Source organism: Microbacterium sp. LMI12-1-1.1, from assembly GCF_040676455.1.
Lineage (GTDB): Bacteria > Actinomycetota > Actinomycetes > Actinomycetales > Microbacteriaceae > Microbacterium.
The window spans coordinates 338136-350925 of the sequence record NZ_JBEGIA010000012.1 but is presented as its reverse complement, the minus strand read 5'-3'; the positions used below and the strand labels follow the sequence as shown (position 1 = coordinate 350925).

11 protein-coding genes are annotated in these 12790 nt (G+C 71.9%); 8 read left to right on the top strand and 3 right to left on the bottom strand.

Annotation, left to right across the window (positions count from 1 at the left end; translation table 11 throughout):
- Positions 1 to 97 precede the first annotated feature (97 nt).
- Positions 98 to 1342, bottom strand: a complete 1245-nt coding sequence (locus MRBLMI12_RS10275; protein ID WP_363356319.1) for an ABC transporter substrate-binding protein — start codon at positions 1340 to 1342, stop codon at positions 98 to 100.
- Between the two features lie 349 nt (positions 1343 to 1691).
- On the opposite strand from MRBLMI12_RS10275, the gene purS reads away from it, so the two are divergent.
- Positions 1692 to 1940: a phosphoribosylformylglycinamidine synthase subunit PurS gene (gene purS / locus MRBLMI12_RS10270; protein ID WP_194412072.1), complete on the top strand. Its 249-nt coding sequence runs from the start codon at positions 1692 to 1694 to the stop codon at positions 1938 to 1940.
- The gene (purQ, locus tag MRBLMI12_RS10265; RefSeq protein ID WP_363356317.1) at positions 1937 to 2644 is read left to right on the top strand and encodes a phosphoribosylformylglycinamidine synthase subunit PurQ; all 708 of its coding nucleotides are present in this window, start codon (positions 1937 to 1939) and stop codon (positions 2642 to 2644) included. The genes purS and purQ overlap by 4 nt, the downstream gene beginning before the upstream one ends.
- 39 nt (positions 2645 to 2683) lie before the next feature.
- On the opposite strand, the gene MRBLMI12_RS10260 is transcribed toward purQ, so the two are convergent.
- Positions 2684 to 3115 (bottom strand): DUF1761 domain-containing protein, encoded by a 432-nt coding sequence (locus MRBLMI12_RS10260; protein ID WP_363356315.1) that lies wholly within the window; start codon positions 3113 to 3115, stop codon positions 2684 to 2686.
- Positions 3116 to 3223: 108 nt separating this feature from the next.
- On the opposite strand from MRBLMI12_RS10260, the gene MRBLMI12_RS10255 reads away from it, so the two are divergent.
- Positions 3224 to 4168: a 2-hydroxyacid dehydrogenase gene (locus MRBLMI12_RS10255; RefSeq protein ID WP_363356313.1), complete on the top strand. Its 945-nt coding sequence runs from the start codon at positions 3224 to 3226 to the stop codon at positions 4166 to 4168.
- A 332-nt stretch (positions 4169 to 4500) separates the two neighbouring features.
- Here the strand turns inward: MRBLMI12_RS10255 and MRBLMI12_RS10250 are convergent, their stop codons facing one another.
- Complete coding sequence (locus MRBLMI12_RS10250; protein WP_363356311.1) at positions 4501 to 5109, bottom strand: nucleotidyltransferase family protein; 609 nt, start codon at positions 5107 to 5109, stop codon at positions 4501 to 4503.
- Between the two features lie 93 nt (positions 5110 to 5202).
- On the opposite strand from MRBLMI12_RS10250, the gene MRBLMI12_RS10245 reads away from it, so the two are divergent.
- The 5 genes from MRBLMI12_RS10245 (at position 5203) to MRBLMI12_RS10225 (ending at position 12788) form a co-directional block, all read left to right on the top strand.
- Positions 5203 to 6399 carry an XdhC family protein gene (locus tag MRBLMI12_RS10245; protein ID WP_363356309.1) on the top strand — a complete coding sequence of 399 codons (1197 nt, stop codon included), beginning with the start codon at positions 5203 to 5205 and terminating at the stop codon, positions 6397 to 6399.
- Entirely contained in the window at positions 6396 to 7754 is a 1359-nt protein-coding gene (locus MRBLMI12_RS10240) for an 8-oxoguanine deaminase (protein ID WP_363356307.1), read from the top strand. The genes MRBLMI12_RS10245 and MRBLMI12_RS10240 overlap by 4 nt, the downstream gene beginning before the upstream one ends.
- A 160-nt stretch (positions 7755 to 7914) precedes the next feature.
- Positions 7915 to 8754 carry an FAD binding domain-containing protein gene (locus MRBLMI12_RS10235; protein ID WP_363356305.1) on the top strand — a complete coding sequence of 280 codons (840 nt, stop codon included), beginning with the start codon at positions 7915 to 7917 and terminating at the stop codon, positions 8752 to 8754.
- Complete coding sequence (locus MRBLMI12_RS10230) at positions 8751 to 11537, top strand: molybdopterin-dependent oxidoreductase (protein ID WP_363356303.1); 2787 nt, start codon at positions 8751 to 8753, stop codon at positions 11535 to 11537. The genes MRBLMI12_RS10235 and MRBLMI12_RS10230 overlap by 4 nt, the downstream gene beginning before the upstream one ends.
- Before the next feature lie 135 nt (positions 11538 to 11672).
- Positions 11673 to 12788: an ABC transporter substrate-binding protein gene (locus tag MRBLMI12_RS10225; protein ID WP_363356302.1), complete on the top strand. Its 1116-nt coding sequence runs from the start codon at positions 11673 to 11675 to the stop codon at positions 12786 to 12788.
- The last annotated feature ends 2 nt before the right edge of the window (positions 12789 to 12790 follow it).

Here is a 12790-nt window from a genome sequence, read left to right as displayed (position 1 = left end):
GAGGCGGAGTGCGTGCGGGCCGCGGGGACCCGCACGCACTCCACTGGTGATGTCAGATCACGTCCGGCGAGCGGACACGATCGTCATCGTCGACCGATCAGAATGCTTCGACTTCGGCGACGTAGGTGTCCCACGAGGTCTGCGCGTCCTCGACACCGTCGAAGACTCGCGTGATGGCGTCCTGCAGCGCGGTGTTGTACTTGAAGTAGTCCGCGCTCTTGTACGGCGTGACCGTGATCGCCTCGGAGCGGTCGGCGAAGATCGAGCCGGTCGGGGCGTCGGCGTAGTACTCGTTGGTCGAGTCCGTGATCGACGGAGCGGCCTGCGCGTCGACCGCGCTCGGGAATGCGCCGACGTTGACGAAGGTCTTCTCCTGCTGCTCCGGAGCGGTCAGCCAGTCGGCGAGGGCGAGAGCCGCCTCGACGTTCTTGCCGTTCGCCGGGACGGTCAGGTACGAGCCGCCCCAGTTGCCGCCGCCGTTGGGGAACGCGTTCGCGATCTCCCAGCCGGTGACCTCGGGCGCGTTGCCCGAGATGATGCCGAGCATCCACGGCGGGCACAGCATGGCAGCGAATTCACCGTTGGCCATCGAGGCGTTCCAGTCGTCCGACCACTGGCCCGAGTAGGCCGAGTTCGGGATGCCGCGCTCGACGACGAGGTTGTAGGCCGCCTCGATCTCCGGGTTGGAGGTCGCGACCACAGTGCCGTCGGGCTCGTCGTACGGGAACTCGACCTGGTTGACGATGCCCTGGAACGCCGAGTTGGCGGAGTCGAGCATCGGCTTGCCGGTCGCAGCCTTGTACTGGTCGGCCAGGTCGAAGAAGGTGTCCCAGTCGCCGTCGATCGCCGAGGCGACCTCGTCCGGCGTCGAGGGCAGGCCGGCGGCGGCGAACAGGTCGGCGCGGTAGCAGACCGCCTGCGGTCCGATGTCGGTGCCGAAGCCCACGAGACGCCCATCGGCATCCGTCGCGGCCTCTTCCTTCCATTCGACCCAGCGGCCCTTGGCGCTGTCGGGCACCTCGGCGAGCAGGTCGGAGTACTGCATGGCCTCGGCGAACCAGTCGACCTCGACGGCCTCGATGTCGGCGAGGCCTTCCTTGCCGAGCTTCGCGAAGAAGTTCGTACGGGCGTCGTCGGTGATGGCCGCCTTGTTGTGGACGATCTTCACGTTCGGGTTCTCGTCCATGTACTCCTGGAGGAGTTCATCGTCGTAGCCGAAGTCGTTGAAGGTCGCCAGGGTCAGCGTGATCTCGCCGTCTTCGCTGCCGGCGTCGTCGTTGCCGTTGCCGCCGGCGCAGCCGGCGAGGACGATGGCGGAAGCCGAGAATGCGGCGATTGCCACAGCGCTTCTGCGGAAGGCGCGTGCGTTCACTGTCACTCCTTTGTGTTGTCAGGGTCGTGTGTGTTGCAGGATCGGCTCGGAGGGATCCTCGCCGGTTGGTGTGTTCGTGGGAGCGTTCCCATCGATCGAGACGCCACGCTACGGGAGCGCTCCCACGAAGTCAAGGGAGCGCTCCCACGGTTTGATCACGGTTGCGTCACGAGCTCTGCGGCAGGCGGTCGATACGACGGATGCCGGGGCCCGTAGACTGGAGGGGACCCCTGCCCGCGACATCCGGCGTTTCGACTCCTCGCTGCGCTCGTCGCTCAACGACCGATAGCTGCGGCCCGCGGCCGCCAGGAGGATTCGGATGCCCACCATCGTCGTCGACGTCATGCCCAAGGCCGAGCTTCTGGACCCGCAGGGGAAGGCCGTCTCGGGCGCATTCGCCCGGCTCGGGGTCTCCGACTTCAGCGCGGTGCGCATCGGCAAGCGGTTCGAGCTCACCGTCGAGGGCGAGGTCACCGACGAGGTGCTCGCCGAGGCGCAGCGCATCGCCGACGAGATCCTGTCGAACGCGGTGATCGAGGACGTCGTGGGCATCGAGGTCGTGGAATGACCGCCCGCATCGGGGTCATCACCTTCCCCGGCTCGCTCGACGACCGCGACGCCCAGCGCGCGATCGAGATCGCCGGCGGCGAGCCCGTCGCCCTCTGGCACGGCTCGCACGACCTCGACGGCGTCGACGGACTCGTGCTGCCGGGCGGCTTCAGCTACGGCGACTACCTGCGCGCGGGTGCGATCGCGGCGCTCGCGCCGATCATGTCGGAGGTGAAGGATGCCGCGGCGCAGGGCATGCCCATCCTCGGCATCTGCAACGGCTTCCAGATGCTCGTCGAGGCGCACCTGCTCCCCGGCGGCCTGATCCGCAACGCGCACCAGCAGTTCATCCGCCGCGACCAGCGCCTCCGCGTCGAGAACAACGACACGGCATGGACGCACGAATTCGCCTCCGGCCAGGAGATCGTGATCCCGCTGAAGAACGCCGACGGCGGTTACATCGCCTCCGAGAGCGAGCTCGATCGCCTCGAGGGCGAGGGTCTCGTGGTGTTCCGGTACGTCGGGGTGAACCCCAACGGATCGCTCCGCGACATCGCCGGCATCGCCAATGAGCGCGGCAACGTGGTCGGCCTCATGCCCCACCCCGAGCACGCGGCCGAGCCGGGCTTCGGTCCCGACACCGCGGCTGCCATGCGGTCGGGCGTCGACGGCCTGTCGTTCTTCACCTCGGCTATCGCGGCCGTGGTGGCGCAGGCCGCCTGACCACCGGCATCCGCCGGCGAGCGACCGGAAGCGCGCGCGTCAGACGGTGCCCGCCGGCGGCCACACGCCGATGATGAGCGCCATCACGACGATCGTCACGAGCTCGTGCGCGATGTTCAGCACCGTCAGCGAGGACGGCCGGCCCTCGAAGGCGTCGTGCGTGATGAACCTCGCCGCAGTGAAGCCGGCCCACAGGATGACGCCGGTCGCCAGCGCCGACCAGAGGTAGCTGCCGCCGTAGAAGTGCCACGCGATCGAGGAGGCGCCGGCGAGCACCCACGCGGTCACGAAGCTGACGATGACGGTCACGACGATCGGCACGACGGCGGTCGCTCCGGGCCGGTCCATGTCGACGTTCGCGAGCTTCGCCCATCGGGTGCCGAACACCTTCGGGGTGTACCAGATGGAGCCGACGACCATGCTCGACGCCGTCGCGATGAGCACCGCCCAGTAGTTGATCTCGGGAACCACGTCCGCCTCCTCTTTCCGGGGCGCCGCTCGGACCGCGGTGTCCGCTGGGCGAGAGCGTAGCGCCGCTCGGCGACGCCGGCCCGTCGCCTCGCCGGTAGCGTGGATGGTGTGAGCAGTGACATCCGCACCCTCGTCGTCAGCGTCCCGACCGAAGAACTCGCCGCAGATCTCGGGGAGCTCCCCGCCGGCGTCGAGCTGGTGGTGTGGCCGATGGACGGCCCCGCCCCGCGCGACCGGTTCGACATCGTCGTGCCGCCGTACATGTCGATGGCGCGCGTGCTCGAGCGCCTCGAGGGCGTCGACGTCGGTCTCGTGCAGGGTCAGTCGATCGGCTTCGACGGCGTCGCCGACATCCTTCCCGCGGGCCTGCGCTTCGCCAACGCGGCATCCGTGCACGAGACCTCCACGGCCGAACTGGCCGTGGGCCTCGCAATCGCGTCGCAGCGGCACATCGACGCTTTCGCGGTCGACACCGCGGCGGGGCGCTGGGCGCCCGTCTTCGCGCAGAGCCTCGCCGACCGCCGCGTGCTGCTGCTCGGCTACGGCGGCGTGGGCAAGGCGGTCGCCGCGCGCCTCGCGCCGTTCGAGGTGGAGCTCACGGCGGTGGCCTCCCGCGCCCGCGACGAGGACGGCGCGCACGGCGTGGACCATGTGCACGGGGTGGACGAGCTGCCCGAACTGCTCCGCCGCGCCGAGATCGTGATCCTGACGCTGCCCGGCGGCGACGCCACCCGGCACATCGTGGACGATGCGTTCCTGGCCGCGCTGCCCGACGGCGCGCTCGTCGTCAACGTCGGGCGCGGCTCGCTCATCGACACCGAGGCGCTCGTCGACCACATCCGTCGCGGACGGATCCGCGCCGCGCTCGACGTGACCGACCCCGAGCCGCTTGCGGACGGGCACCCGCTGTGGAGCCTTCCCGGCGTGCTCATCGCGCCGCATGTCGGCGGCGCCTCGAGTGCGATGCGCCCCCGCGTCGCGAAGCTGGTGCGCACGCAGATCGAGCGCCTCGTCGCCGGCGAGCCGCCGATCAACGTCGTCCTCGGCGACTGAAGCGGGCACCCCCGGTCGTTGAGCGAGACGAAACGCGCCGCGCCCCCGGTCGTTGAGCGAGCGAGGAACGAGCGAGACGAAACGCGCGGGAACCCCCGGTCGTCGAGCGAGACGAAACGCGCCGCACCCGGCGCAGCGGCACAGCTCGAGGCGCTTCGGCACCCCCGGTCGTTGAGCGAGCGAGGAACGAGCGAGACGAAACGCGCCGCACCCGGCGCAGCGGCACGGCTGGAGGCGCTTCGTCTCGGTCGCTGGCGCTCCCTCCCTCGACGACCGGTGGTGCGACGTGTTCGACTCGCTCAACGACCGGTGAGCGGGCGCTCCGCGTGTCGTCACCGGTGGTCGATGTCGGCGCCCGACCAGAGATCGCTGCACTCGACCTCGACCACGCCCTGGGTGACGAGATACGGTCGTGCGCCGCGGTCACCATCCAGCGCGGCGCACAGCGCGGCGAAGTGCGAGCGGGTGATCCCCGCGGGATGCCCAGGCACGCCGCCATAGACGGCCTGAACGAGGGGCGCTTCCCGACGAAGCGTCGCAATCACTCGACGAACGACGGATGCCGGCGCATCGGGAGCGTCGACGGGCATCACGACGACGGCGTCGAACGCCGCAGCAGCCGTGAACCCCGGATCAGCGGATGCCGCACCCTCCGCGCTGTGCCGGGCTCCCTGGGCCGCTCGGAGTGCCGCCCGCAGAGACGCCGAGAGTCCGTCGGCCCAGTCGCCCGCCTCGACCACCCCGGCGTCGTCCGGCACGAGTGCGGCGACCTCGTCGCCGCGCGCACCGACGACGACCAGCACCTCGTCGCAGCCTCCCTCCCGAAGCGTGCGGACCGCTCGAGCGACCCAGGGCTCGCCGTCCGCCGTGCGCGCAAGACCCTTCGGCGACCCGTATCGGGTCCCGGCGCCCGCCGCCAGCACGACTCCGCAGATGCGCACGACTCCGCCTACCTCGGATGGGATGCCGCGGCGGCGCCGCGGGCGTTTCCTGAGCGTAGTGCGCCCGAAACACGGCGGGCCTAGCGTGTGCGCATGCTCGAACGCGCGCGCGACCTGCTGCCTCTGCTGCGGCGTGGCGCGCCTGTCGCCGCCGTGACCGTCACCCGGGTGGCGCGGAGCGCCCCTCGCGGCCCGGGCGCCACCATGGCCGTGACCGCAGACGGGAGCGTGCTCGGGTCGATCTCCGGAGGCTGCGTGGAAGGCGACGCGGTGGTGCTGGCGCACGGTGCGCGCGTGGGGGGCAGACCCCTGACGGCGCGGCTCGGGTTCTCGGACGACGCCGCCCATGCCGCCGGCCTCGCCTGCGGGGGAAGCGTCGACGTGGCCGCCTACGCGGTGTCGCCCGAGCCCGCCGTGATCGCAGCCCTCGAGTCGGTCGTCGCCGGCCGCGGAGTCACCGTCGGCATCGTGCTGGCAGGACCGCGCGCAGGCACGGTGCTCGACGAGACCGCGCTGCGCGGCGCTGTCGCCGGCACCATGCCCGGCGAGCCCGCGCCGCGCTCAGCGGTCGCCGGCGGCGACCGTCGCCGTGGCGAGGTCCCGGAGATCGGCGACCTGATCTCCCGCCGGGAGACAGCCGTGCTCGCGACTGCACAGGACGGCCACGACGTGCTCGTCCTCTCGCACGCACCGGCGCCCCGGCTCATCATCGTCGGCGCCGGCGAGCACGCCGCTGCTCTGTGCCGCGTCGCGGCCGCGGCGGGTTTCGCCGTCACGGTGTGCGACGTCTGGGAGGCCCTCGTCACGCGTGAGCGGTTCCCCGCCGCGACCGAACTGGTCGCGGCGATCCCTCACGAGCATCTCGCCGGGCTCGACGTCGCGGCGCTCGACGCCCGGACCGCGGTGTGCGTGCTCACCCACGACGAGCGCGTGGACGCGCCGGCCCTCGCAGCGGCGCTGTCGCTGCCGATCGGGTTCGTCGGGGCGATGGGTGCCCGGGGCACGGTCGCGCGCCGCGCCGAGCTGCTGCGCGAGTCCGGGGTCGACGAGGCCGACATCGCGCGGATCCGTGCGCCGCTCGGCCTCGATCTCGGCGGCGCATCGCCCGACGAGACGGCGATCTCGGTCCTCGCCGAGATCGTCGCCGCCCGTCACGGCGGATCGGGGCTGCCCCTGCGCGAGCGGAGCGGATCGCTCCACCGCCGCACCCCCGCGACAACGGCCGACGCGCCCACCGGCTCGGCCGCGACCTCGGGCTGCGGCATCCCACTTCAGGCAGGAGCCTCATGACCCGCACCGTCATCGAGAACGCGCATGTCGCGACCGTCGACGCGGTCGGCGCCGAGTACGCCGGCGGCCACGTCGTGATGGAGGGCGGACGGATCATCGCGGTCGGCGCCGGGCGCGCGCCCGACCCCCTGCGCGAGGGCGCCGAGCTCGTCGACGCGCGCGGATGCCTCGTGACCCCGGGCCTCATCAACACCCACCACCACCTGTACCAGTGGCTCACGCGCGGGTACGCCCAGGATTCGATCCTGTTCGACTGGCTGACGGCGCTGTACCCGCTGTGGGCGCGCATCGATGCGGACCTCACCGGGGCCGGGGCGGCGGGAGCGATGGCCGTCCTCGCCAGGTCGGGCTGCACGACGGTCGGCGACCACCACTACGTCTTCCCGCACGGATCGGGCGACATCGTCGGCGCGCTCGTCGAGTCCGCGTCGACCGTCGGAGTGCGGCTGCACGCCACGCGCGGGTCGATGGATCTGGGCCGCTCGCAGGGCGGGCTCCCGCCCGACTTCGCGGTGGAGACGACGGATGCCGCCCTGCGGGCGTCGCAGGAGGCGGTCGAGCGCTACCACGACCCCTCGTTCGACGCGATGGTGCGGATCGCGATCGCGCCGTGCTCGCCGTTCTCGGTCACCGCCGACCTGCTGCGGGAGGCGGCGGTGCTGGCCCGGTCGCTCGGTGTTCGGCTGCACACGCACGCCTCGGAGACCGTCGAGGAGGACGCCTACTGCATCGAGCACTTCGGCCGCACCCCGACGCAGCACCTCGAAGAGCTCGGGTGGCTGGGCGATGACGTGTGGATGGCGCACGGCGTGCACCTCGACGCCCCCGCGATCGAGCGATACGCCGCGACCGGCACGGGGGTCGCGCACTGCCCCTCGTCGAACGCGCGGCTCGCCGCCGGCATCGCGCCGGTGCGGGCGCTGCTCGATGCCGGCGTGCCGGTCGGGCTGGGTGTGGACGGCTCCGCGTCGAACGAGTCGGGACAGCTCGGCGCCGAGATCCGCGAAGCGGTGCTCATGAACCGCCTCCGCACCGGATCAGAGTCCATGAGCGTGCGCGACGGCCTGCGCATCGCGACGATGGGCGGCGCGCGGGTGCTCGGCAGGCAGCAGGAGATCGGCTCCCTCGAGCCCGGCAAGCTCGCCGACGTCGCGGTGTGGCAGGTCGATCGCGTCGAGCACGCGGGCATCCTCGATCCGGTCGCCGCACTCGGCCTCGGGGCGCTGCCGCCGCTGAAGCGCCTGTACGTCGGCGGCAGGGCGGTGGTCGAGGACGCGACGCTCGTCACGGCCGACGAAGCGCGCCTCGCGCGCGAGGTCGCCGCGGCATCCGTGGCCCTCGCGGAGCGGCTCTGACCGGCGACGCCCACGACGACCCGGCGCCCGGGCGGCGACTGCCGCATGCCCGCAATCGAGCGAAACACCGTGGAAACCGCAGGTTGCTTGACTGGCGGACCAGCGGCCTCCGACGCGTCGAGTCGAGGGTGGCCGGCCGTCACAGCGGAAGGAGACGCGCGTGGACGTGACCTCGGTCACCTCGTACCGCCGGGCGCGTTCGCGCCGCGACCTGCGGCTGGCTCCGGGCGAGACGCTCCTCGCGGGCGGCACCTGGCTCATGAGCGAGCCGCAGCCGCACACGACGGGTTTCGTCGACCTCACGACCATGGGGTGGCCCGCACTCGAAGTCGCCGCGGACGGCCTTCGCATCGGCGCGACCTGCACGATCGCGCACCTCGTCGCATGGGCCGAGGGCCGCGGCGAGGTGAGCGTGCCGCACGCATGGGCCGCGTCATCCGTCATCCCCGACGCCGCGAACGCGCTGCTCGCGTCGTTCAAGATCTGGAACACCGCGACCGTCGGCGGCAACGTGTGCCGGTCGTTCGCCGCGGGAGCGATGATCTCGCTCGCCGTCGCCCTCGACGGCACGGCCGAGGTCTGGCCGCCCGGCGGCGGCTCGCGCACGATCGCCGTGGCCGACCTCGTGACGGGCAACGGCGAGAACGCGCTCGCGCCGGGTGAGGTGCTGCGGGCGATCGACCTTCCCGCCCGCGCGCTGCGTTCGCGCGTGCTGCTGCGCAAGATCGCGCTCGCCGAGCACGGGCGCTCCGGCGCGGTCGTCACCGGCAGGATCGACGACGACGGCGGGTGCGTCTTCACCGTCACGGCGGCGACGGTGCGTCCGGCTGTGTTCCGCTTCGCCGAGGTTCCGGATGCCGCGGCCCTCGCTGCGGCCGTGCACGACGCCCCCGGCTACTACTCCGATCCGCTCGGCTCGGCCGACTGGCGCCGCGGGGTGAGCGCCGTGCTGGCGCGGCGCATCCGGGACGAGCTGGTGCGACAGGAGCGGGCCGCATGAGATTCGAGGTCAACGGGGAGCCGCTCGAGGCGGAGCCGCGGGCCGGGCAGTGCCTGCGGACGCTGCTGCGCGAGAGCGGGCACCACGAGGTCAAGAAGGGCTGCGACGCCGGGGACTGCGGCGCGTGCAGCGTGATCCTGGACGGCGTGCCCGTGCACTCCTGCGTCATCCCGGCGGTGCGGGTCGAAGGCGCCTCCGTCACGACGGCTGCCGCCCTCGCCGGCGGCGACGACCTGCACCCGGTGCAGGAGTCGCTCGTCGAGCACTTCGGCTTCCAGTGCGGGTTCTGCACCCCGGGCGTGGCAGTGACCGCCTCGACACTCACCGCCGACGACCTCCCCGACCTCGACCGCCGGATGAAGGGCAACCTCTGCCGGTGCACCGGGTACCGGCCGATCCGCGACGCCATCGAGGCGTCGGTGCTCGGCCCCGTGCGCGAGACCGGCGGCGCGGCCGCCGAGCCGGTCGAAGGACGCGTCGGGCAGTCGGTGCGGCCGGAGCCGAGCCGCAGGATCGTGCAGGGGCTCGAGCCGTACACGTTCGACACCGACGTGTCGGACGCGCTCGTCCTGCGGGTCGTCGGATCGCCTCACGCCCACGCGCGCATCGTCGCGATCGACACCACGGCGGCGAGCGCGGTACCGGGCGTGATCGCGGTGTTCACGCACGAGAACGCCACCGCCCGCCGGTTCTCGACGGCGCGGCACGAGCACCGCGAGGACGACCCCGACGACACCCGCATCCTCGACGACGTCATGCGCTTCGTCGGACAGCGGGTGGCGGCGGTGGTCGCCGAGACGGCGGAGGCCGCCGACGCGGCCTGCCGCCTGGTCGCGGTCGAGTACGAGCTGCTCGAAGCGGTCTTCGACCCCGAGGAAGCACGGCGTCCCGGCGCACCCGTGCTGCACCCCGACCGGACCGTCGAGGACCGCGTGGCGGAGGCATCCCGCAATGTGCTGGCGACGCTCCACGACGGCATCGGCGGCGACGTGGAGGCTGCCCTCGCGTCGAGCGCCGTGACGGTGTCGGGCACCTGGCGCACCAGCCGCGTGTCGCACGCGCAGCTCGAGACCCACGGCGCGATCGGCCGCCTGGACGCGGAGGGCCGGCTGGTCATCCGATCCAGCACCCAGGTGCCGTTCCTCGTGCGCGACGAGCTGGCGCGCCTGTTCGAGCTGCCGCGCGAGCGCATCCGCGTGCACGCGGCGCGCGTGGGCGGCGGCTTCGGCGGCAAGCAGGAGATGTTCGCCGAAGACCTGGTCGCTCTCGCGGTGCTGCGCACCGGACGCCCGGTCGCGTACGAGTTCACCCGCGCCGACGAGTTCCGTCGCGCCTCGGTGCGGCATCCGTTCCGTGTCGCAGTGACGCTCGGGGCGACGGCGGAGGGCGTGCTCACGGCCATCAAGCTCGATGTGCTGAGCGACACCGGCGCGTACGGCAACCACGGCATCGGCGTGATGTTCCACGGCTGCGCCGAGTCGATCAACGTCTACCGCTGTCCCGTCAAGCGCGTCGACGCGGAGGTCGTCTACACGAACAACGTGCCGTCGGGCGCGTTCCGCGGGTACGGGCTCGGCCAGGTGATCCTCGGCGTGGAGTCAGCGCTCGACATGCTCGCCGAGCGACTCGGCATCGACCCGTTCGACCTCCGTCGCCGCAACGCCGTGCGCGAGGGCGATCCGCTGCTCACCGTGCACGACGAGCACGATGAAGACCTCGTGTGGGGCAGCTACGGACTCGACCAGTGCCTCGATCTCGCGCAGGATGCGCTCCGCCGCGGGAACGGCGTCGACGCGCCCGACGGCTGGCTCGTCGGGGAGGGCATGGCCCTGTCGTTCATCGCCGCCATGGCCCCCGGCGGCCACCACGCGCACACGTCGGCCACCCTGCGCACGGACGGCACGATCGCCCTCGCGGTCGGCACCGCCGAGTTCGGCAACGGCACCAGCACCGTGATGCGCCAGATCGGCGCGACCGTGCTCGAGGCCTCCGCCGAGCGCATCGTGCTGCGGGGCGCCGACACCGACCTCGTCCCGTACGACACCGGCGCGTTCGCGTCGGCCGGGGTGACGGGCGCGGGCAAGGCGCTCACGGCCGCATGCCGCCAGCTGAAGACGCGCATGCTCGACACCGCCCGCCGGGTCACCGGAGCGGATGCCGCACAGCTGGCCCCCGGCGGCGTGCAGGCGGGCGGCCGCCTCGTGCCGTACGCCGATCTCGTGCGCGCCGCCGCGCCCGCGCACCGCACCGTCGACGGCATCGTCGGCACCGGCAGCGAGCACGGTGACGAGCGCAGCCTGTCGTTCAACGTGCACGCCGTGCGTGTGGCCGTCGACCCCGAGACCGGCACCGTGCGGGTGCTGCAGTCGGTCCAGTCGGCCGATGCGGGATTCGTGATGAACCCCGCGCAGTGCCGCGGCCAGATCGAGGGCGGCGCGGCGCAGGGGCTCGGCAGCGCACTCTACGAGGAGGTTCTGGTCGATGAGACCGGGGCGGTCGCCAATCCCGCGTTCCGGCTCTACCGCGTCCCGCAGTTCGCCGACGTCCCGATCACAGAGGTGCTGCTCGCCGACACCCACGACTCCGTCGGGCCCTTCGGCGCGAAGTCGATGAGCGAGTCGCCGTACAACCCCGTCGCGGCTGCGGTCGGCAACGCGATCGCCCGCGCGGTGGGCGGTCGTCCGTACCACCAGCCGTTCACCCGTGAGCGGGTGTGGCGCCTGCTGCAGGAGCGCGGAGCGCAAGCCGCACCCGTGGCGGCAGCGGCATCCGCGCTGCCCTGATCCACCGCCGCACAGCCGCCGTCGCGCGCGTCCCGACGCCTCGTCACAACCCGGAAACACCAGGGGGCACGAGGCGAAACGTGCACCCCATAGCGTCGCTCAGATCACACTGCATCAGAAGGGGAGCCACACCCGATGGCACGACACAGCAACCTGAGCCGGCCGCGCCGGCTCGCGGCCGCCGCGGCCGCATTCGTCGGAGCCGCCCTCGTCCTCGCCGGCTGCGCATCGGGCGGTTCCACGCCCGCCGCGGGCGGCGGCGAAGAGGCGGCGTCGTACGGCGAGATCAGCGTCCAGTACTCGTGGATCAAGAACGAGGAGTTCGCGGGCGAGTTCTACGCCTACGAGAACGGCTACTACGACGAGGCCGGCTTCGACGACGTGATCGGCATCTCCGGTCCCGACACGGGCGTGGCCAAGCTGCTGTCCGGAACGGTGCAGGTCGCGCTCAGCGACGCGGCTTCGATCGGCGCCGCGATCGCCGAGGAGGAGGCGCCTCTCAAGATCATCGGCGCGACGTTCCAGAAGAACCCGTTCACGATCCTCTCGCTCGCCGACGGCGGGAACATCACGACGCCCGAAGACCTCGTGGGGAAGACCATCGGCGTCCAGGACTCGAACGCCTCGGTGTTCGCGGCCCTCCTCAACGCCAACGGCATCGACCCGGCCGACGTCACGGTGGTGCCGGTCGACTTCGACCCGACGCCGCTGATGAACGGCGAGGTGGACGGCTTCATGGCGTACCTGACCAACGAGGCCCTCACGGTCGAGCTCGCCGGCTACGAGATCACGAACCTCTCGTACGCCGACAACGGCGTGCCGTACGTCGCCGAGACCTTCAGCGTCACCGACCAGTACCTCGCTGAGAACAAGGAGCTGCTCAAGGCGTTCCTCATCGCCGAGATCAAGGGCTGGACCGACGTGTTCACGGAGTCGACCGACGACACCGTCTCGCTCATCGAGACGTACTACAACCAGGCGGCCTCCGAGTCGGAGGACGGCCTCGAGGCCGTGTTCGGAGCCCTCGACCCGGTCAAGACCGGCAAGGGCCTCGAAGCCGAGAAGCTGCTCATCTCGACCGAGGAGACCGAGGCCAACGGCCTGTTCACGATCTCGGACGACCTGAAGGAGCAGACCGTCGCCTCGCTCGCTGCCGCCGGCTGGGACGTGTCGGTGGACGACCTCTTCGACACGACGATCATCGACGAGATCTACGAAGAGAGTCCCGAGCTCAAGGACTACCTGCCGTAGTC